This is a genomic window from Rhodoferax mekongensis (assembly GCF_032191775.1).
Taxonomy (GTDB): Bacteria; Pseudomonadota; Gammaproteobacteria; order Burkholderiales; family Burkholderiaceae_C; genus Allorhodoferax; species Allorhodoferax mekongensis.
The window spans coordinates 1,774,035-1,794,338 of the sequence record NZ_CP132507.1; the positions used below are offsets into that span (position 1 = coordinate 1,774,035).

The following is a 20,304-nucleotide window of genomic DNA, read 5'->3' on the forward strand; positions in this document are numbered from 1 at the left end:
GTTGATCTGCAACCCACCCACCTTTGCTCTTATGTCTAACGCCGCACCCTTGTTCCAGCCCTTCAGCTTCAAAGGCTTGAAGCTTGCCAACCGCATTGTCATGGCACCCATGACCCGGTCTTTCTCGCCCGGCGGCGTGCCCACTCCGGCGGTGACCGAGTATTACCGCAAGCGCGCTGCCGCTGCCGTAGGACTGATTGTTTCCGAAGGTACGGTGGTGCAGCGCCCGTCCGCCGCCAACGACCCGGATGTGCCGCACTTCTGGGGCGACGCTGCTTTGGGCGCCTGGCAAGACGTCATCAACGCGGTGCACCAGGCCGGTGGCGTGATGGCGCCGCAGCTCTGGCACGTGGGCGCTGCGCGCAACCCGCGCACCACCTGGACAGCGCCACCGCCCGTGGACTCGCCCTCCGGCCTGTCGCGCCCCGGCAAAACTTTTGGCGAGCCCATGACCGACGAAGCCATTGCCGACACCATTGCCGCATTCGCCAAGGCCGCCGGTGCCGCCAAGCGCCTGGGCTTTGACACGATTGAGTTGCATGGCGCCCACGGCTACTTGATCGACCAGTTTTTCTGGGAAGGCACCAACCAACGCACCGACAAATACGGTGGTGATTTGGTGGCCCGTGGCCGCTTTGCCGCCGAAATCTTGAAGGCCGTGCGTGCCGAGGTGGGGCCGGACTACCCGGTCATCATCCGCCTCTCGCAGTGGAAGCAGCAGGACTACGCGGCCCGCATTGCGCAGACGCCCGACGAAATGGCCGCCTGGCTGCAGCCGCTGGCAGACGCAGGGGCGGACATCTTTCACTGCTCACAGCGCCGTTTCTGGGAGCCGGAGTTTGAAGGCTCTGACCTGAACTTTGCCGGCTGGGCCAAAAAGCTCACCGGCCGCCCCACCATCACCGTGGGCTCGGTGGGCCTGAGTGGTGAGTTCATTGCGGCTTTCGGCGGCGAAAGCTCCAAGCCTGCATTGCTGGACGAACTGCTGCGCCGCTTTGACCGGGGCGACTTTGACTTGGTGGCCGTGGGCCGCGCGCTCATTAGCGACCCGGATTGGGCGGTGAAGGTGCGCGATGGCCGCGAGGCAGAGTTGTCGAATTTCTCGCCGGCAGCGCTGGGCACTTTGGTCTAAGGCACGCCATGGCCACGACGATCCGCCGACGGCAGGTATGTGTGTTGGGCAGCGCAGAGCCCGGCTCGGCGGCGTATGCACTTGCTGGTGAGGCCGGCCGCCTGATGGCGGGCCTAGGCATCACGGTGGTCAGTGGCTGTGGCAGCCCGGCCACCCGCCATGCAGCCGAATGCGCGGTGGCTGCGGGCGGGCAGGTGCTGAGCATCATCCCCGAAGGCGAAATGCCGTCGCCCGATTGGCCTGCCACTGTGGTGGTGCCCTCAGGCGTGGGGGATGCGCGCAATTTGTTGATGGCCCTAGCCGGCGACGCCTGCCTGGTCATAGGCGGGCGGGCCGGCACCATCTCGGAGGTGTGCCTGGCCTGGTTGCACAAGCGGCCTTTGCTGCCGCTGACAGGTTTTGGCGGCTGGTCCGATCAGCTGGAGCAGAACCCGCCGGATGAGCGCAAAAACTCTCCCATCCTGCCTTGGAGCTCGGTGGCAGAGCTGGAAGCGCGCTTGAAAGCTTTGGGACTGGCTTAAGGCGACTGCCTGCTTTAGAGGAAGTAGAGCGCAGCCAAGCCCAACACGGCGGGCACGGTCTGGATGTACAGAATGCGCACCATCACCGTGACCGCACCCCACACGCCTGCCACCGCCACGCAGGCCAGCCCGAAAGTGGCAAATGCCTTGGCAATCGCCGGGTCGGGGTAGACCAGGCCCAGCAACAGGGCCGCGGCCAAAAATCCGTTGTAGCAGCCCTGGTTGGACATGGCCGCCTTGCGCGACTCCACCTCGGACGGCGGAATGCCAAATACCTTCACCCCACGGCTCTTGTAAAGCACGGTTTCCAGCAGAAAAATGTACACGTGGATCATGCAGACCAGTGCAATAAGAACTTGGGCGACGATGGGCATGGGAGCATTCCGGTTGATAAAGTGGCTCGGAGAATACATAATCACGTTATGTTTGTAAAGGGTGCTGTTGTCACCCCCGTTACCCATGTCTGACACCCCCACCAAACGCGACGGCCGCAAAGAGAACGCTAGCGCCACCCAAGCCGCACTGCAAAGCGCCGCACTGCGCTGGTTCAGCGAACAGGGCTTTGAGAAAGCACCAGTGGGCAGCATCTGCGCGGATGCCGGCGTGACCGTGGGCGCGCTCTACCACCACTACGGCGACAAAAAAGGCCTGTTTGCTGCGGTGGTGGAGCAGGTGGACGCGCAGTTGGTGCAAGCTGCCATGGCAGCAAGCCAAGGCGTGATCGCGAAAGGTGGTGGTGCGTGGGTAGCCTTTCTGGCCTCCATCGACACCGTGCTGCAAGCCGGCACTAACGCGCCTATGCGCCGCCTGATGCTGGTGGACGCACCCGCGGTGCTGGGCGCGCAGGTGTGGGGTGACATCCGCCAACGGCAGGGCTTGGGCGCCATGCGCAGCAGCATCGCCGCCATTCAAGCAAATGGCATTTTTCAGGGGCACGATGCAGAGCGCTTGGCGCGCATCGTGTTGGGCGCGCTGTATGGCGGTATGGACTCCATGCCGGATGACGAGGCTGGCGTACAAGACGCGCTGGCCGACACCCGACAGTGTCTGGTCGCCATGCTGGAAGGCCTGCGAAACAAGGATGTGCGATGACAGTTCAAACCACACTTCAACTCGGAACAGAGACCAGCACGGTGCTGTGCGTTGAAGACGGCCAAGTCGTTTTGCAGCAAGAGCTGCCGCTGGGCACAGCTTCGCTGGCCCGCCAATGGATGCGGCACACACCGCCCACGCCGCTGGACATTGAACACGCCATAGAGGTGACTGAGGACGTGCTAATGCGGCTTGCTGCCAGGATGGTTCGTACGGAGCAGTTGCAACTAAGCGGCTCAGGTGCCGCGTTGATATTGCAAGGTGTGGGCGCTGCGCCGGATGCGGTGCTGATCTGGAGTCTGGAGGAGGTGGAAGACAAGTTCAACCGCATCGCCATGGTCAGCCAGGGTAGGCCGATCGGCCATGAGGCCTTGCCTACGGCGCCGGAGTTTTATGCGGCGATGGTGATCGTGCGGGAGTGCTTGCACCACCTGAGGTTTGGCAAGGTGGTGGTGCTGGCTTAGTCAAGCAGTGTTTCTGAAACCCGTCTCGCTTCAAGTTGCAGCATTCTCCAATTTGGTCCACGCGACATCGGATGAAAATGCACTTTCGTCATAAGGCCAATGCTGGAATCCAGTCATCGTTTTGAGGTCAACTTTATTCAGGTTCGGGATATCGCATTTGATGATTTCCAATACTCTTTCTTTGTTAACAGCTAAGTTATCGAAAAGGGCATATCTATTGCAAAGAACAGCGAAATTCTCACCTTGTGATGTCAGTCCATTGAAAACCAGATAAACCATCTCAATCCAAGACAACTGCGCACGTACTAGAGATGTGTAATGACGCTTGTCAGCATTGCTTAGAGTTGAAGTGTCAATCCACAAAAACAATCTATAGAGTGTCCGAAATACTGCATCTAGGTCAGATCTTTTACTTTCAAATATTTTTTCGTAACCTTTGCTGGCTTCGATAAACAGATCCACTTTTGTCTGCAGGTCCATCTTGCCTTCGAGGTAGTCACCTCTTTCAATCGTTTTTGCGATGGTTGCAATAGAGCTTTGATGGGACGGCGAAGGTGTGTCGCTAGCGAAATTCTTGCGATGCCATGCAGCTAACGTGAGTTTCCCGGTCGTGCCGTCTTCATCTTGGATGTTATCGACAAGCTGCCTGTAGGTCCCTAGCCAAGCAAAGAGTGATTGTTCAAAGCTCTGCTTTGCGTTTAGGACATTCGCGTGCTTGATTTGTTCGAGTGACGCCTTCAGTTCTTTCTGTTGGATACGAATATTGATCAATACCAACAAAACAGTTGCAACCCCTATCAAAGGATTTACAAGTCCGCCAACAAAATCGCCGAACTGCCCCCAGTGCTCGGTGCTTGCCGAAAAGTCAAATGAATGGAATCTCCAGATAAAGCTGCCGACAATGATCGCCACACAAACCACTACTGCGGCAGCGATCAAATAACCTTGATTCAGTAGGTCGTTTCCTGCATCACTGCTACTTCCTGTTTTTGTCATTCTTGACTCCACAATAATTTGTTCCTAGTTAGCGAGCGCATCATTTCACCCCTACCACTTTCACCTTCATATTCGGCGATTCCCCAAACATCTCCGGCGCATACATCGCTTCCACGCGTGATGGTGGCAGCGAGAACTCGCCGACGTTGTTCAGGCGGATGGTGTATTCCATCTTCACCACACCCTTGGGCAAGTATTCGTAGTAGCTGCGGAAGGATTCGAAGCTGCGCTCTTCAAACGCGGCCCAGCCGTAGCCCTCTTTCTTTTCTCCTTGCGTGGCGATCTCGCTGTCGCGGCCCAGGCCGCTACCCAAAATGGTGGCGCCGCCGGGCACGGGGTCGGTGATGGCGACCCAGGTCATGTCGGCGCTGGCGTTCACTTCGATGCTGATGCGCAGCACGTCGCCGCGCGTGTAGCTGCCAGCGGGCAGGCCCTTGTTGGCCTGCTCAACCGGGGTGATGGTTTTCTTGATCTGGTAGCCCGCAAAGAACGGCGCTTTCAGTTGCACCGCTGCTACGGACTGCAGTGTGAGCCACGGCTTGCCTGCGCCCTGGTGGGTCACGTTCAGCGTGTCCTTGGCCGCAGTTTTGCTCCAGGGCAAGAACATGGTGTTGTTCTTCAGGTTACCCGGTGACGTAGGCGCGCCGAACCAGGTGGTCTGGTGTGCAGCGCCTGATGTATCCGTCGTTTTGATCCGCTCCACCTTGCTCCAATCCACTGCCGCAGTGCCTGTGCTCATGCTGGCCTTGGTGGTTCCAGCGACCGGCACCGCTTCAAACTTGGCGCTGAATTTCTCAAGTGCCAAGCCACCCCACAGGTTGGCCGTGGTGGTGTGCCAGGCGCCGTTTTGCTGGCGGCTGATGAAGCCATTGGCCAAGCGCCCCATGTCGTCTTTCCAGGCCGGGTCGTCCAGCACACTCAAGATGAGGCGCGCGGTGTTCACGTCGCCGCTTTGCATCAGCCACCACCAGTAATCGTCCTTCTCGGTGCTGAAGATCATCTTGGTGCCTTGGTAGCTGATGCGGCTGCGCAGAATCTGGTTGGCCTCAGCCAAGCGCTTGTCGCGCTCGGGCACGTCGGTCACGCGTTTCAAGATGTTGAGCCAGTCGATGACCGCATGCGTGGGCCACTGGTTGGGCGCGATGGTGATGCTGTTCACCATACGGCCTTGTGCTTTGCCGTAGCGCGACAGCGCTTCGACAGCAGCTAGCTTGCGCATGTCCAGGTCTTTGCGCGGGCTCCAGAACTCGCGCTGGATGCGGCCTTCTACAAAGGCAATCAGGCCGCGCTCCATGGGCGCGCGGATCTCGTCGCTGAGGGCAAAGGCCGGGTCAATGCTGGCGGCCTCATGGGTTGCAGCCAGCAGGTAGGCGGTCAGCGTGTCACTGCCGCGATTGGCCTCTCCATCGCGCGGCGGGAAGTAGTTGGCCAAGCCATCGCTGTCCAGGTAGCTTGGTATTTGCGCGGCCACGCTTTGCCACAGCTTGCCATCGCGCAGGCCCACGCTCTTGCTGGTCTTTTGCTCCAGGCATGCAAAGGGGTAGAGGGCAAACCAGTCTTTCACGCCCGGCAGGCCTTCGGCCAGCTTGGGTTGCAGCGCCATCTTCAGGCCGCCACGGCCGGGCAGGGCATCGGCAGGCGCATTCACGTCCATGGTGAGCGGACCGTCAATCTGTACCAGCGTAGCCTGCTGCACCGTGAGCGGCACGGCAGGCACGATGCGCTGGCGGGCCTTCAGCGCGTCTTTGGCGCCGCTGATGGTGTCCTTGGCCTCTATCTCCCACAGGATGGCCTCGTTGCGGCTCAAGGCGAGCTGTGCAGGGGCAGTCACGTTCCATGCTACCTCGCGGGCATCTCCCGCAGGTATATCAATGGTTTGTTGCTCTAAATTTAATAGCGTGGCGCGCGGGGTTACCAGCACCTTCATGGCCTGCTTGGTGGTGTTACGCAGGGTCAGTTGGGCGCGGTACTGGTCGTCTTCACGCACCAGGGGCGGCAGGCCGCTGATGATCTGCAAATCTTGCGTGGCACGTATGCTGGTGCTGCCGGTGCCAAACAGGCCGGTGGAGGCATCGGCCACTGCCACGATCTTGAATGTGGTGAGGGCATCGTTCAGCGGCACCGTCACTTGGGCTTGGCCATTGGCGTCCAGCTTGACCACCGGCTTCCAGAGCAGCAGGGTCTCCAGCAGCTCGCGCGCACCGCTGTGACCGCCCCCGCCACCGGGCGCCACGGCCTTGCGGCCATAGTGGCGTCGGCCGATGATTTCCATTTGCGCGGTGGATGTTTCCACTCCCCAGCTGCGCCGCTGCAACATGGCATCGAGCAGGTTCCAGCTGCGGTTGGGCATCAGCTCCAGCAGGGCCTGGTCTACCGCGGCCACAGCCACTTCGGCGTTGGCAGCGGGTTGACCGTTGGGCAGCTTGACGGTGATGGTGACCTGCGCTTTGCCGCGCACGGCGTAACTTTCCTTGTCGGCCTTGACGCTCACATTGAGTTCATGCGCCTGCGTGCCCACGCGGATTTCGGCCACACCCAGCCTGAAGGCGGGCTTGCTCAGGTCCACCAGTGCAGTGGGCGCCACGTACTCGCGCCCCTCGTACCAGAAGCTGGTCCACCACTCGCGCGGAGCCTTGTAGCCCCAGGTGAAGAAGCTGTACCACGGCACCTCGCGCAGGCGGCCTCGCAGCACCAGTGCGCTCACATACACATTGGGGCCCCAGCCTTCCTGAATCTTCAGGTGGATGGTCGGGTCCTGGCCGTTGAGCTCCACCACCTCGGTGTGCACAATGCCTTCGCGCTCCACGGCTACCAGTGCCGTGGCAAAGCGGAAGGGCATGCGCACCTGGAAGTTGGCCGTCTCGCCGGCTTGGTAGCTTTTCTTTTCGGGCAGCAGGTCGATGCGGTCGTTGTTGTCACCACCGAACCAGAGCTCGCCTTGTTTGGTTACATACACGCTGCTGGCCGCCTGAATGCTGTTGCCCGAGCCGTCTTTGGCGGTCACCACCAGCTCGACCTGACCGGCCTCGTTGACCTCGGTTTCGCACAGCAGCAGGCCGCGGGCATCGCTCTTGCCGGAGCACACGCTACCCAGTTCTTTTGTGCTGGTTTTGTTGTCGTAGGTGTAGAAGCCTCCCACCATGCGCTTGCGCGTGGTGGTAGTGATGCGGGCGGTAGCTTTCACCTCCAGCGCCACACCGGCTTGCGGTTTGCCGGACAAGTCCAATGCGAGCGCGCGGAACTTGATCTTTTGCCCGCTGGACACCCAGCCCTCGGTCTTGATGCCGGCAATCACGCTGGCCGGCCACAGGGTTTGGGTGCTGCGTATGGTTTGCACTTCACCGTTGGGGTCTGAGTACGTGGCTTCCAGCAGCAGGTCTTGCGGCTGGCGGCTCTTGGGCACATCGGCAATAGTCAGCTTGCCGCCGCCGTTCTTGTCGAGGGTGAGCGGCATTTTGTCGGCGATGACACGCGCATCGGCGCTTGCAGTGTTTTCTTCTTCGCCGTCGTCTGAGCGGGCTTGCTGCCCTACTTGCGGTGGCGAGAAGCTGAATTCGCTGAAGTCCGCAAAGCTCAGGCCTTTGGCCCGCACCAAGGCAGATACGCGCACCGGCAGGTTGACCGCGCCGCCACCAGAGACGTAGTTGATCTGCACATCCACCGGCACTTGCGTGGCATTGACCAATGGCTTTTTCTCGGTGGGGGTGACACGGCCCTCAAGCACCGGCAGCCTGAACTCTTCGACCCGGAACTCGCCGGTGTAAAAGTCCTGCCGACCGTTGCCACTCGTGAGCTGCACCTGGTAAGCACCCAGCTTGGCGCCTTGAGGGATGGAGAAGCTGTTTTCTGCACTCAAGCCCCCGGTGGCGGTTTTGTGCCACCCGAGTTGCAGCGCGTATTGCTGGCCGCTGCCCATGTGGGTGATGAGTAGGGTGTCCGGTTTGGCATCCGGCAGGCCGAAGCCTTTGCTGGTCTGGGTGCGCAGCACGTGCTTCATGGACACGGTTTCGCCCGCGCGCAGCAGGGTGCGGTCGAAGATGGTGTGGGCCACTTCGTCAGGAAGGGGCTGGCGGCTGGTAGGCACGTTGAAGCGCCAGGGTTCAATGCCGCGGTTCCAGTCGCTCCAGGTGAAGGCCAGGTCTTGCACCGTGCCTTTGCCATCGGCCGCAGGCTGGGCGGCGCGGGCGCTCACAAAGTAGGCACTGCTGTAGTAGCCGTCTTCCCCGTTGCAGCGGGGCGCTTGGGGCGACACGCCAGTGAGGGTGGCAATACCTTGGGCATCGGTCTGGCCACGGGCTACTTCTTGGCCCCGGCAATCGGACACCACGACTTGGGCACCGGCCACGGGCTTGCCCTTGTCCAGCGATGTCACCCAGGCGAGCGCATTTTCGCGGCCTAGCTTGAAGTGCACACCCAGGTTGGTCACCAGTGCGGCGGTGCGGACATACATGGTGCGACCATCGCCATAGCGCTCGTCCAGCAGGCTGGTGCCCAGCTTTTGGGAGGCGATCTCCACCACATGGAAGCCGGGGGTGAGGGGAATGCCCACCACCTCGAAGGGTCGTGGGTCTTGGCTCTGGGGCTGGGGCAGCTCCAGCGTTTTGGCGCCGGGGCGGCCGTCCAGCAGCGAAAGCATGCGCGTTTGCACATAGTCGCGGTCTGTGGGCGTGGAAGGCTGGGGCAACTTGGTGCCCAGTTCGCGGGCTGCCTGGCTGCGGGAGATGTTGGTCTCGTCGTAGCGCAATACCTTGCGGTACCAGGCAATGATGTCGGCGTCCGTCCCCGGCTGGAAGGTACGCACTTTGCCGGCAGGCGCCTTGCCGGCGGATTTGTCCTGCTCGGCGTTCAGACCCTTGACCTTCAGCGCAGCTTCGACGTTGCGCAAAGTCACCGGCAGCATGGCCACGCCATCGGGCTCGGCAAAGCGCTCCACGATGCCGAAAGGCGAGGCCGCAAACTTGGCCAGCGGCGGCATGGCGGCGGTGGCGGTTTTGAGCGGGAAGCTGTCCGCATTGCGCAGGTTGCGGCCGGACGCGTCTTTGAAATCTTTGGGTAAGGTGATGGTCAGCTGCGCCTGCTCGGGCAGGCCGCCCTCAAAGCGCACGCTGTTGACCACGTTGTCTTCATCGCCGCTGTCTTCCGCGAGCACAGGCTTGAAGCTGTTCTTGCCGTCACTCAGGCGAATGGCTTGCAGCAGCTTGGCCGACACCGGCGCATTGAAGCTGAGCTGCAGGGGACGAATGGACAGGCAGGCAGCCTGGGCGTTTTCCCGCTCGCAACTGAAGTTGGCCGCAAAGGGCTCGCGTACCTGGTAGGCAAACTGGCGCTCCACCGTGTTGGGCACACCGAGGGTGGTGCCGGTGGCTGGCGTGGCCACCCCCTTGCCGAACACCACACTCACTTTGGCCGATGACGACAGGCGGCGCGCGCAAGTCATGGTCACATACGACAGGGGGTCAGCCTTGGCGTAGCCGTCCAATCCTTGGGCCTCCAGGAGCGCCGCGCGCTCTTTGCCCTCGAGCAGGCGGATGCCGATCTTTTCGCCCAGGTCGGATGCCTTGCACCACACATTGGCTTTCACGCTCTCCAGCGTGGCAGGGCCGCTGAGCTGCAAGATAAAGAACTGCTCCTCATCAATGCGATAACCCTGGTAGGGCTGAATGCTGCGTACAAAGGGGCCGCCGCTATTGAATTTATAGCTGCTAACGCCCGCCAGGTCTGCGCCTTTGGGTGATTTGAACCCAGGTTTGGCTTGTACCGTGCAGCGCACACCGGGGGGCAAGTCGCGGTCGAAGTCGTAGGCCCACACCCGGTCGTTCACCCAGCGACCGGTGCCTTTGGTGACTTGGGCGTCACTGCAGCTCAGGGTAAGCGGGGCTTCGGCCTTGGGGTCGCCGAAGTTGACTGCACTCTCGTCAAACTTGGCCACCAGCTGGCGCACCTGCGCCACTTCGCCTTGAGGTGAAAGGCTGATGATTTGCAGTGCTTGGGCGCTCCAGCTCAAGGCGGCCAAGCCGCAGGCCAGAAATGCATTTTTTGTTTTCATGGTCGCTCCCCGAAAAAGTGCGCTCAGCGTAGCCGAAAACAGGGGCAGCAACGTGACCATCCGGCGTGGTTTGACGCCCGCGATCGGGTGGATTCAAAATTATTTGTAAAAAGTTGAATCCGGAGCGCATCCGGCCGCGTAATAGGGTCAGGAACTGATTTTTCGCCCGAACTTTAGGACTGGACGTGCCCATGAAACAATTATCCACCGCCATCGCCCTCAGCGCTGCCGCCCTGTGCAGCGGCGCCCTTGCTGATACCGGCAAGCTTTTGCTCACCGGGGGCGTGAGCTCCATCGACGGCGCTGCCGGCGGTGGCTTGACCCCATGGGCCACCATTGGCACCAACGCGACCGAGGGGGAGATGGGTGTCTCTGCCCATGTCAGCCGCGCCACCGTGACGGACTACCAGCTCAGTACCATGGGTGTGGCCTTTGCCTTTAACGACCGGGTGGAGGTGTCTTTGGCCCGCCAGGATTTCAATGCTTCGCCGGTAACGGCTCTCAATGGCCTGGGCTTTGCGGTACAGGACGGCCAGCGCATCAAGATGGATGTGCTAGGTCTCAAGGTAAAAGTGGCCGGCGATGCAGTACTCAACAGCGACAGCTGGATGCCCCAGGTGGCGGTAGGTGTGGAGCAGAAAACGGTAGATGCCGGCTCCATCACACCGGTACTGGACTTCTTGGGCGCCAAGACCAGTGGTACCGACTTTTATGTAAGCGCTACCAAGCTCTTTCTGGCCAACAGCCTGCTGGTGAACGGCACGCTGCGCTACACCAGCGCCAACCAGAACGGCCTCGTGGGCTTCGGCTCCAAAGATCCGGGCACCAACAACGCCAGCTGGGTCCCTGAAATTTCGGTGGCCTACCTGCTGAGCAAAAACATCGCCATAGGCGCCGAGTACCGTGCCAAGCCCAACAACCTGCGTGCGTTCGGCATGGCCAACGGTTTGGGTGAGGGTTTGCAGGAAGACGCATGGAAAGACGTGTTTGTCGCATGGGCGCCCAACAAACACAGCTCCATCACGCTGGCCTATCTGGACCTGGGCCGCATCCTGCCGGGTGTGACCTCCAGCCGCAACCAGAGCGGCTACTACCTGTCTGCCCAGTTTGCGTTCTAAGACGCGCGCGCTTTAGATTCAAAGGAAATCACCATGAAAAACTACTTTGTCGCTTGCCTTGTGGCCCTGTCCGGCCTGGTCTCTGTGAGCGCCCATGCCCAATCTGCCATGCCCATGGCCCCTGCAAGAAATGACGCCCTGTTTCAAGCGCTGGGCGGCAAGCCCGGCTTGCAAGCCCTGATGGACCTTTTCGTGGCCGGCCTGAAGGCCGACAAACGCATTGGCGAGCAGTTCAAAGACACCAAGGCCTCGTACCTGTCAGAGCAGTTGGTAGACCAGGTGTGTATGGCCACCGGTGGCCCCTGCAAATATGAAGGCGCTGACATGAAGACCGCGCACGCCGGCATGGGCATCACCAAGGGCAACTTCAATGCCTTGGTAGAAGTACTGCAAGCCTCCATGGATGCGCGCAACATTCCATTCGCTACCCAGAACCAATTGTTGGCACTGTTGGCGCCCATGCACCGCGACATCATCACGGCCAAATGAACATGCGCCTCACCAGACTAAAACACGGAAAGAAAGTCGCCGCCAGTGCGGCTTTTTTTGTAGCCTGCGTCACCGCGCAGGCCGGCACTTTGGAGGTGCTGGTACTGGACCGCGATGGCAAGCCTGCGCCGGATTCCGTGGTGATCGTGCTGCCCAGCGGCAAAGGCCAGCCACGCAACCCACTGCCCATGAGCGCTGTGGTGAACCAGGAAAAGCAGCAATTCAGCCCTGCCGTTACCGTCGTGGGTGTGGGCGCCAAAGTGCGTTTCGCCAATAGCGACCCTTGGAATCACCATGTGCGCCTCAGCACACCCGGGGCCGCGCCCGGAGCCTCCGATGGACAGTCCGCTTTGCTTGAAGGCAAGCAGGACGGAAAAGCCGCAAGCGCTGCCGTTTTCACCATGGACAAGCCTGGCGCGGTAGGCGCAGCTCTGTTGGGCTGTTTCATCCACAGCCGCATGGGCGGAGCCATTTACGTGGCGGAGTCGCCCTGGACGGTCAAGACCAACAGCGAAGGTATAGCCGTGCTGGAAGACGTGCCTGAGGGTGCCGCCACGATCAAGGTCTGGAACGCTGCGCAGCTGGTGGAAAAAGCACCATTGCAGGTGAACGTGCACATTTCGCCGGGCAAGGCCACATTTCAACTGGATGTAGCACCGCGGCGACGGAGCTAAGCTTCATCGAAGCGCTGCTGACAGCGCCCGCCTTTAGGTCCGGGTGTCTGTCGGCGATTGCCATGCGCCGAATACGGATTCAACCCAAGCGCAAGCGGCATCGCGGTCCGCAAAATGCGCAAACGGGACGCCAGTGCCCTGAAACACTTTGGCATAGAGAGGACCCATCAAGGCAGATCCTTCGACGGCCGCAGGCAGAGCATCTTGCCGCTATTTGCGTAGCTAACGCGCCCATGCGGTTTGAATTTGCGGGGACCGAACTGGTCCGAGTAGATCGGAGTGGAGTCAGGCATGGCTGGGAAAAAGTACGACGAGGCTACAACATCTTTTGAATCAAAGCACCTTTGAATAGCACCGGTCCGGTCGGGCCGGTTTCACTCGGCACGCCGCCTTTGGGCTCCAGGCTGATGGCGAGGGTAGGCACTTCGCGCACGTCGTTTTCACCGGCGGTCAAGCGCAGCAGTTTGTCGTTGGTGAGCACGCCCAGTGACTTGGGGCCGCCGCTGGGGGGCAAGGCCCAGAGCTGCAAGGAGCGGTCGCTGGCTTCCTGGTAGCCGCCCACGCGTTGCAGGGTGAGTTTTTTGTTCTTGGGATCGAAAGTCACCAGCATGGAGGCGGTGGCTTTGTCGTCGGCCAGCACGGCTACGTATTCGATTTGCGGTGTGGCCTGCAATTGGGTTTGCAACTTGGCAATCTCGCTGCCTAACTCCTGGCGCAGGTTCAGGCCTACGGTGACTGCGGCCACGGTGGCAACAGCACCAGCTGCGCTCGCGACTCGCCAGACCGTGAGGCTTCGCAGCCACGCGCTCCAGCGCGTGTCATTCTCAGACTGAGCGGCTGCTTTGGCGCGGGCAGCCTGCAGGGCGGCCTGTTCGCGCTCCGCCAATACCAGGTTTTCAATGCGCGTCCACACCGCGGGTGCTGGCGCTACGTCGGGTTGGAGCTCGTTGATGCTGGAGAAGCGGCTTTGCCAGATGAGGGCTGCTGCGCGCACCGGGGCCTGCTCGCGGGCCATGGCTTCAAAACGGCGGCGGGCCGGGCCGCGCAGGGTGCCCAGTGCGTAGCTGGCGGCCAAGCGGTCCAGCAGTTCGGGGTGTTGGTGGATTTTCATGGCGGCCTCTTATGCAAAACGTGCCATGCACAGGCGCAGCTGGTCGAGGCCGCGGCGTATCCAGGTCTTGACGGTGCCCAAGGGCAGTTGAAGCTGGGTGGCCAGCTCGCTGTGGCTCAGGTCGCGCATATAGGCCAGGTTCACGACCTCGCGCTGTTTGCTATCCAGCCGGCCTAGGCATTGGTTCAGGGCCCAGGCTTGTTCACTGGCCTGCGCCGTGTCCAGCGGAGTGGGGCCATCGCCCTCCAGGGTGTCGGCCAGTGTTTCGTCAATCTCCTGGGTGAGGTGGGTGCGCTCGGCGGCCCGGCGGCGCAACAGGTCCAGCGCGCGGCTGCGCACAATGAGCCCCATCCAGGCCATGGGCGGGCTCAGGGATGCAGAGTAGTCCGGGGCCGAGCGCCAGATGTTCAAGAAAGCCTCCTGCAGCACGTCTTCCGCAAATTCGCGCTGGCTGACAACCCGCAGAGCCAGACCATAGAGTTTGCCCGCGCACTCGTCGTAGAGCGATTTGAGGGCTGCCTGGTCTTTGAGCGCAATACGCTCCAGCAGGACAATGAGCTTGGCGTCGGGGTGGTCGGCATTCATGGCTCCATTGTGTGGGCGTTTGGGTGGCTGAGCGTTGGTTGGGGGCTTGTGTTTTGAGTACGCACAAACCCTTGGCGCGGATTCAAAAAAATTAATTTCAAAAACTTGAATCCAAGGCGCGGGTGGCCTGCGTATTCGAGGGGAGAGCCGGATTTCCCGGTCTCGCTTAGTTGCCCAACACTCCTCAAAGGATTCCGCCATGCAAACCATCGTTCAAACAGTTGCTTCTTCTGCTTCTTCCCGCCGCGCCTTCATGGGCCGCACAGGCACCTTGTCCGCTGTAGCCGTCGCCCTTCTGGCCGGCAAAGACGCCATGGCCCAGGGCATGGCCGGTGACACCTCCAAAGACGTGAGCATCTTGAACGTGGCGCTGGGCCTGGAGCACGAAGCCATCAACGCATACCAACTGGGCGCCGGTAGCGGCCTGCTGCAAAAGCCGGTGCTCGATGTGGCGGTGCGCTTCCAGGCCGACCACAAAGCCCACCGCGACGCGCTGATTGCCACTATCCAAAAGCTGGGTGGTACGCCTGTGATGGAAAAGAAGCTGGATGACTACGCAAAAGCCCTGAAGGCTGACACCCTGCGCAATCAGGGCGATGTGCTGGACTTGGCAGCGCGTCTCGAGCTGGGTGCCATCAACGCCTACCTCGGCGTGATTCCCGCCTTCGGGAACAAGGATCTGGCCAAGGTCGCCGGCCGTTTGGCTGCGGACGAGACCATGCACTACGTGCTGTTGAACAACGCGCTGGGCCGTCCGCTGCCCGCAGGCGCACTGTCTTTCGGCGCGTAATGGCGCCGCGCACCTTCATCCGTCGGTGCGCTGGGCTTACGGCCTTGGCAATTTCCATGGCCGCGCCTGCACTTGTGCAGGCCCAGGCCCTCGTGCCCGATGTGCAGCGCGGGCAGCAGCTGGTAGAGAGCCGCTGCTTTGCCTGCCACAGCCTGGACGCGAATCGCGCAGGCCCCGCCTTGCGCGGCGTGGTGGGCCGCAAGGCCGGCAAGGCAGAGGGGTATTTCTTTTCCGAAGCCATGGCAGCTGCCACCCATACCTGGACGGTCGCAGGCCTCAAAGCCTGGCTGACCAACCCGGAAAAAGTGGTGCCCGGACAGGAAATGAACTACTACCTGACCGAAGCCCAGGACCGCGAGGACGTGGTGGCCTATCTGGCCAGCGTGTCCAAGCCCGCACAAAAGTAAACCTTTGATTCCCCAACCTTCTCCGCAGGACATACCTATGCAAACCCGTACCGCTCTCTCTTTGGTGGCTATCGCCGCACTCACCGCCTGTGCCAGCCAGCCCATGCGCGCACCGTTCAGCCAGGCAGACTTGCCCGCCGCCGTGCAAGTGCCCGCCGGCCACACCGTGGTGATGGAAACTGCCGCTGCCGGCGACATCACTTACCAGTGCCGGGCCAAGAAAGACATGGCCGGACAGTTCGAATGGGTGTTTGTGGGTCCGGATGCCGGACTCAAAGACCGCAGTGGCAAGGTCATCGGCAAGTACTACGGCCCACCCGCCACCTGGGAAAACAACGATGGTTCCAAAGTGACCGCCACGCAGCTCGCCGTGGCGCCCAATGGGGCAGCCAACATACCCCTGCAGTTGGTCAAAGCCAACCCGGCCATGGGCATGGGTGCGATGCAGGGCGTGAGCTACATCCAGCGCGTGGCGACCGTGAGCGGCATTGCACCGGCCAGCACCTGCGCCAAGGCCAACGAGGGTGCAAACCAGCTGGTGCGCTACACCGCTGACTACATCTTCTACAAAGCGATGTAACGCCAGCGTAAGTTTGCTATCAAAATGAGAGCTGCTCACGCACTATTGTTGTGCGCCAGCAGCTTTTTCTATTCATAAGCGTTGACTTGCAGGCCGATTGCATTTGCGGATAAGCTGGAGCGTCTATTGTCTGCAAGGAATCGTGTGAAGCCTCCTGCGTCGCCAGCCCGGGCTCCGGTTACTGCCGGGTTCGAGGGCACCGAACTCAATCTGCTGTTTGTGCGCCTGTTGCGTACCACGTTGGCCGTGGCGCTGCTGTACAGCGTGGTCAGCATGGTGTTCATCGGCGAATGGCTCATGGTGCTCGGCCCGGTGTTGATTGCTACTGCGGGCGCGGTGTGCTTGGGCTTGCACGCACGGGGACACCATGCGCGGGCCATGAGCCTGTTCATCTGGGCTTTGTGGGCGGTGGTGGTCTTGCAGTCCACATTGCGTGGCGGCGCGCTCAATCCGATTCTCAATGTCAACGTCGTGCTGGTGCTGCTGGCCGGGTGGTTGGTCGGTATGCGGCAAGCGGTATGGGTGGGCCTGGCGTCAGCGGCCTGGTATGTGGCCTTGGCGCTCTCCACCCAGTTCGGCTGGTGGACACCCACCCATGTCACCAGTCATTGGAGTCTGCTGATTGCGCAGTTGGGGGTGCTGGGAGGTGCGTTCATGGCGTTCCGTCTGGTGCTCAAGGCCTACCAGCAGCACGTAGACAATGTCCAGACGCTGAACCGGACGCTTGAAGAAAAGCTGCAAGCCCTGTCTGACCAGGACGACGCCTTGCGCATGAGCGAGCGCCGTGTGATGCAGATTCTCCAGGCCAGCCCCTTGCCTATCATCGTGGCCGAGTTCGAGACTGGCGTGTGCCTGGAGATCAACCCCGCCTGGGAGCAAGCCTTCCAGCGCTTGCGCGCTGATGTGATCGGCAAAACGCCGGTTCAGTTGGGCTTCTGGCGCGATCAGGCGCACCGTGAGCGGTTCAAGCAGGAATTCGGCACGCAGCGGCGGGTCAGTGGCTATGAGGTGACTTTCACCTTGCCGGACGGCGCGGAGCGCACCTTTTTGTTGTCGTCTGAGCGCTTTATGTACGGCGAGCTCGACTGTGTCATGACCATTTCCATGGATGTGACCGAGCGCAAGTTGCTGGAACAGCAGCTCAAAGACTTGAACGCCACGCTGGAGCAGCGGGTACTGGACCGCACCAGCGCGCTCGATGAGGCCAACAGCAACCTTCTGGAGACCATGCGCACCTTGCAACGCGCGCAGGATGAACTGATAGGCGTGGAAAAACTGGCCTCGCTGGGCAGCCTGGTGGCCGGCGTGGCCCACGAACTCAATACGCCACTGGGCAATGCCTTGATCACCGCCAGTGCCTTGCATGAAATGACCGAGCGCGCTTCTGAACAAGCGCTGGCGGGCACCCTCAAACGATCTGCGTTTTTGGAGTTCATGCAGAACATGAACGACGGCGCTGCGCTCACTCACAAATCGTTGGAGCGGGCGGTGGAGCTGATCCGTAGCTTCAAACAAGTGGCGGTTGACCAGGAGTCCGAGCGCCGCCGCAGCTTCGACCTGCACCAGACGGTGCATGAGGTGGTAGAGACGCTCAAACCCAGCTTCAAACACCAGCAAGCGCAAATTGAACTGGCAGTGCCTGCGGACATGGTGCTGGAGAGTTTCCCGGGGCCCTTGGGGCAGGTGGTGATCAATCTGGTCAGCAACGCGCTGGTGCACGGGCTGGCCGGTCGTAACGACGGCGTGGTGGAGCTGCGCGCGGAGGAGGCTGCGGATGGTAAATCGGTGGTGCTCACGGTGAGTGATAACGGGCGCGGTATTGCGCCTGAGCACCTGGGCCAGGTGTTTGACCCGTTTTTTACGACCAAACTGGGGCAAGGCGGCTCCGGGCTCGGGCTGGCAGTGAGCCACCGTATCGTGAGCCGTATTCTGGGCGGACGAATCAAGGTCAGTTCAGTGCCGGGGCAGGGCGCAGAATTTGAATTGACGATTCCGAAGGTGGCGCCGCAGGTCGTGAACTAGGCTTTATACTGATCAAAAAAACAGTATCTCAGCGTACTTAGCGGAGGCCCCATGCTCAACGACACTGCCGCGCCCAACGGGCTTTTTACCGACGATGACCACACCGCACGTTGCGTCTGGTGCCGCAGCACGGCCGAATACCAGCGCTATCACGACCAGGAGTGGGGTTTTCCGGTGCACAGCGACACGCGCTTGTTCGAGAAGATTTGCCTCGAGGGCTTTCAGGCGGGCTTGAGCTGGCTCACCATACTGAACAAGCGCGAGTCCTTCCGCGCCGCCTTTGCAGGTTTTGACATGGACAAAGTCGCCCTGTTTGATGAAGCAGATGAGAAGCGCCTGCTGCTGGACGCCGGCATCGTGCGCCATCGCGGCAAGATTGCTTCCACCATCAACAACGCCAGACGAGCCCAGGAGCTGCGAGCCGAGTTCGGCAGTCTGGCGGCCTACTTCTGGGGCTATGAGCCGGCCAGCGGCAGCCGCCCGGCCACCATTACCCACCAAACGCTCAGCGGGGTGACCACCTCGCCGGAATCAATCGCACTGTCCAAAGACTTGCGCAAGCGCGGCTGGAGCTTTGTGGGCCCCACCACCATGTATGCCTTCATGCAGGCCATGGGACTGGTGAATGACCACCTGGAGGGCTGCCACGCCCGCGAGCGAGCCCTGCAAGCCAGAGCGGCCTTTGTGCCGCCCCGCAAGCCTTAGGCAGCGGCTCCGGCAATCGCTGCCAACAGGGCGTCGTGGCCGTTGTAGAGCGCGTCGCCACGCACCAGGCGAGCACCGCTCGCGCCATGAACCACCATGGCCGGCACGCCTTGTGCGCCATGGGCCTGCATGAGGCGGCGGGCTTTTTGCACGCGGGCATCGTGCTGGAGTTGCAGGTCTGGGTCCTGTCGGGCTAACAGGTCGGCCGCCGCTGTCAGGCCCCTGGCACGCAGTACGCCGTCCACACCTTGCGGGGTGCAGATGTCCAAGCCATTGACGTAGCGTGCCTCTTGCAAAAGCTTCAAAGTATTCAGTTCTTCCGCCGGTGCGGTGTGTGCCACGGCAGTGAGGGCGAGAGAGGCGGCGGATGAATCAAATCGGGTGCCATGCTGGCCCAGCACCTGGTTGCGGTAGGCCTCGCTAAAGGTCTGGCCGGTGAGCTTTCCGATGCGTACATCGTTCGACCACGCAAAGTCGGCGAAGTCTGCGCTCATCACGCGCCCGCCGCCACTGAACAAGCCGGTGGGCGCGAGCTCCAGGGTGATCGTTGCTTCCTGCCCCAAGCGCTGGATGGCAGGGGAGGCGCCGTAGCACCAGCCACACAAGGGGTCGAACAAATAGGTCACTGTGGTGGACATGGTTTTTTCCTTTGTGTGTTCGGGGTTTACCACTTCATTTCGCCGGTGTTGACCTTGGCGCCGATGTCCAGCGACAGGCCGCCGTCCGTCAGGGCAGGGTAGGCCTGCTTCATGGCGGGGATCAAGGTGGCGCTGGTTTTGTTGGCGGCCAGGTTCTTCTCAAAAGTCTGCAAGTAGTCTTTGGTGAAGGCAATTGTGCTTGCGTCTACCTTGGTGCCTGCCTTCATGTGGCCGGGAATCACCAGCTCAGGCTTCAAAGCGGCCATTTCGTCCAGCTGGGCTACCCATGCGGCGCGCTCTGCAGCGGTTTGGGTGTCAGCAGTCCAGACATGCATGTTGCCGAACACGCCGATGTTGCCGACCACCGCCTTGATGGACGGAATCCAGGCATAGGGGCGGTGTGCCAGCAGTCCTTGGGTGCCGCGGATCTCGATGGTCTGACCTTCCAGTGTCAGGGTGTTGCCTTCCAGGGCGCGGGGCACCACGGGTTTACGGGGGGCGTTGGCGCCCATTTTGGGTCCCCAGAATGCGACCTTGCCAGCCAGCTTGGGCGCGAGTTTGCCCAGCACGGCGGGTGTGGTCACCACGTCGGCCTGGGGGAACACTTCTTTCAGGGCTTCCACACCAAAGTAGTAGTCAGGGTCAGCCTGGCTCACGTAGATGGTGGTGAGTTGCTTGCCGCTGTCCAGCACGTTGGCCGCGATGCGCAAGGCGTCGGCACGGGTAAAACGGCGTCAATGACGATGGCGTCTTTCTGGCCATAAACCAGCGTGGAATTGACGTTGAAGCTGTTGGCATCAGCGTTGTAGACCTTGACGGTGAGTGGCTGCTGAGCATTTGCTGCCCCAGACAGTGAGGTAAAGGCGATGGCCAGCGATGCGGCGATAACGGTAGTGCGGATCATGGTGAACTCCTGGTAGTGGTTAGACGCTTA

At 61.2% G+C, this 20,304-nt stretch carries 18 protein-coding genes and 1 pseudogene; 12 read left to right on the plus strand and 7 right to left on the minus strand.

Annotated features, from left to right (window positions below):
- Positions 1-31: 31 nt before the first annotated feature.
- Together RAN89_RS08620 and RAN89_RS08625 are read left to right on the plus strand one after the other, a co-directional pair.
- Positions 32-1,132 carry an NADH:flavin oxidoreductase gene (locus RAN89_RS08620; RefSeq protein ID WP_313869173.1) on the plus strand — a complete coding sequence of 367 codons (1,101 nt, stop codon included), beginning with the start codon at positions 32-34 and terminating at the stop codon, positions 1,130-1,132.
- Between the two features lie 8 nt (positions 1,133-1,140).
- Complete coding sequence (locus RAN89_RS08625) at positions 1,141-1,653, plus strand: SLOG cluster 4 domain-containing protein (RefSeq protein ID WP_313869174.1); 513 nt, start codon at positions 1,141-1,143, stop codon at positions 1,651-1,653.
- Positions 1,654-1,667: 14 nt separating this feature from the next.
- On the opposite strand, the gene RAN89_RS08630 is transcribed toward RAN89_RS08625, so the two are convergent.
- On the minus strand, positions 1,668-2,027 hold the full coding sequence (locus RAN89_RS08630) for a DUF1304 domain-containing protein (protein WP_313869175.1): 360 nt from the start codon (positions 2,025-2,027) through the stop codon (positions 1,668-1,670).
- Between the two features lie 85 nt (positions 2,028-2,112).
- Between RAN89_RS08630 and RAN89_RS08635 the strand changes: the two genes are divergently transcribed.
- Complete coding sequence (locus RAN89_RS08635) at positions 2,113-2,745, plus strand: TetR/AcrR family transcriptional regulator (RefSeq protein ID WP_313869176.1); 633 nt, start codon at positions 2,113-2,115, stop codon at positions 2,743-2,745.
- Complete coding sequence (locus tag RAN89_RS08640; RefSeq protein WP_313869177.1) at positions 2,742-3,209, plus strand: hypothetical protein; 468 nt, start codon at positions 2,742-2,744, stop codon at positions 3,207-3,209. The genes RAN89_RS08635 and RAN89_RS08640 overlap by 4 nt, the downstream gene beginning before the upstream one ends.
- Positions 3,210-3,239: 30 nt before the next feature.
- Here RAN89_RS08640 and RAN89_RS08645 read toward each other — a convergent pair whose 3' ends face one another.
- Both RAN89_RS08645 and RAN89_RS08650 read right to left on the minus strand, forming a co-directional pair.
- Positions 3,240-4,205, minus strand: a complete 966-nt coding sequence (locus RAN89_RS08645) for a putative phage abortive infection protein (protein ID WP_313869178.1) — start codon at positions 4,203-4,205, stop codon at positions 3,240-3,242.
- Between the two features lie 40 nt (positions 4,206-4,245).
- Complete coding sequence (locus tag RAN89_RS08650; RefSeq protein WP_313869179.1) at positions 4,246-10,251, minus strand: alpha-2-macroglobulin family protein; 6,006 nt, start codon at positions 10,249-10,251, stop codon at positions 4,246-4,248.
- Between the two features lie 191 nt (positions 10,252-10,442).
- Between RAN89_RS08650 and RAN89_RS08655 the strand changes: the two genes are divergently transcribed.
- Genes RAN89_RS08655 through RAN89_RS08665 form a run of 3 tightly spaced genes read left to right on the plus strand, consistent with a single transcriptional unit; the run spans position 10,443 to position 12,532 of the window.
- On the plus strand, positions 10,443-11,369 hold the full coding sequence (locus RAN89_RS08655; RefSeq protein ID WP_313869180.1) for a DUF3034 family protein: 927 nt from the start codon (positions 10,443-10,445) through the stop codon (positions 11,367-11,369).
- 33 nt (positions 11,370-11,402) lie between these two features.
- Positions 11,403-11,858, plus strand: a complete 456-nt coding sequence (locus tag RAN89_RS08660; RefSeq protein ID WP_313869181.1) for a group I truncated hemoglobin — start codon at positions 11,403-11,405, stop codon at positions 11,856-11,858.
- Positions 11,859-11,860: 2 nt separating this feature from the next.
- Positions 11,861-12,532 carry a cupredoxin domain-containing protein gene (locus RAN89_RS08665; RefSeq protein ID WP_313869182.1) on the plus strand — a complete coding sequence of 224 codons (672 nt, stop codon included), beginning with the start codon at positions 11,861-11,863 and terminating at the stop codon, positions 12,530-12,532.
- 316 nt (positions 12,533-12,848) lie between these two features.
- Here RAN89_RS08665 and RAN89_RS08670 read toward each other — a convergent pair whose 3' ends face one another.
- Together RAN89_RS08670 and RAN89_RS08675 are read right to left on the minus strand one after the other, a co-directional pair.
- Entirely contained in the window at positions 12,849-13,643 is a 795-nt protein-coding gene (locus RAN89_RS08670) for an anti-sigma factor (protein WP_313869183.1), read from the minus strand.
- A 9-nt stretch (positions 13,644-13,652) separates the two neighbouring features.
- The gene (locus tag RAN89_RS08675) at positions 13,653-14,228 is read right to left on the minus strand and encodes an RNA polymerase sigma factor (protein ID WP_313869184.1); all 576 of its coding nucleotides are present in this window, start codon (positions 14,226-14,228) and stop codon (positions 13,653-13,655) included.
- A gap of 199 nt (positions 14,229-14,427) precedes the next feature.
- On the opposite strand from RAN89_RS08675, the gene RAN89_RS08680 reads away from it, so the two are divergent.
- The 5 genes from RAN89_RS08680 to RAN89_RS08700 all read left to right on the plus strand — a co-directional run bounded on the left by RAN89_RS08680 (position 14,428) and on the right by RAN89_RS08700 (position 18,732).
- Positions 14,428-15,018, plus strand: coding sequence for a ferritin-like domain-containing protein (locus tag RAN89_RS08680; protein ID WP_087496826.1), 591 nt, complete (start codon positions 14,428-14,430; stop codon positions 15,016-15,018).
- Between the two features lie 56 nt (positions 15,019-15,074).
- Positions 15,075-15,425, plus strand: coding sequence for a c-type cytochrome (locus tag RAN89_RS08685; RefSeq protein WP_313869185.1), 351 nt, complete (start codon positions 15,075-15,077; stop codon positions 15,423-15,425).
- A 37-nt stretch (positions 15,426-15,462) separates the two neighbouring features.
- Positions 15,463-16,005, plus strand: coding sequence for a DUF3455 domain-containing protein (locus RAN89_RS08690; protein ID WP_313869186.1), 543 nt, complete (start codon positions 15,463-15,465; stop codon positions 16,003-16,005).
- Positions 16,006-16,149: 144 nt separating this feature from the next.
- A complete protein-coding gene (locus RAN89_RS08695; RefSeq protein WP_313869187.1) occupies positions 16,150-18,027 on the plus strand; it encodes a PAS domain-containing sensor histidine kinase in 1,878 nt (625 codons plus the stop codon).
- 51 nt (positions 18,028-18,078) lie between these two features.
- On the plus strand, positions 18,079-18,732 hold the full coding sequence (locus RAN89_RS08700; RefSeq protein ID WP_087496830.1) for a DNA-3-methyladenine glycosylase I: 654 nt from the start codon (positions 18,079-18,081) through the stop codon (positions 18,730-18,732).
- Here the strand turns inward: RAN89_RS08700 and RAN89_RS08705 are convergent.
- Both RAN89_RS08705 and RAN89_RS08710 read right to left on the minus strand, forming a co-directional pair.
- Complete coding sequence (locus tag RAN89_RS08705) at positions 18,729-19,370, minus strand: DsbA family protein (protein WP_313869188.1); 642 nt, start codon at positions 19,368-19,370, stop codon at positions 18,729-18,731. The genes RAN89_RS08700 and RAN89_RS08705 overlap by 4 nt on opposite strands.
- A gap of 26 nt (positions 19,371-19,396) precedes the next feature.
- Positions 19,397-20,274: pseudogene (locus RAN89_RS08710) on the minus strand (MBL fold metallo-hydrolase).
- Between the last annotated feature and the right edge of the window lie 30 nt (positions 20,275-20,304).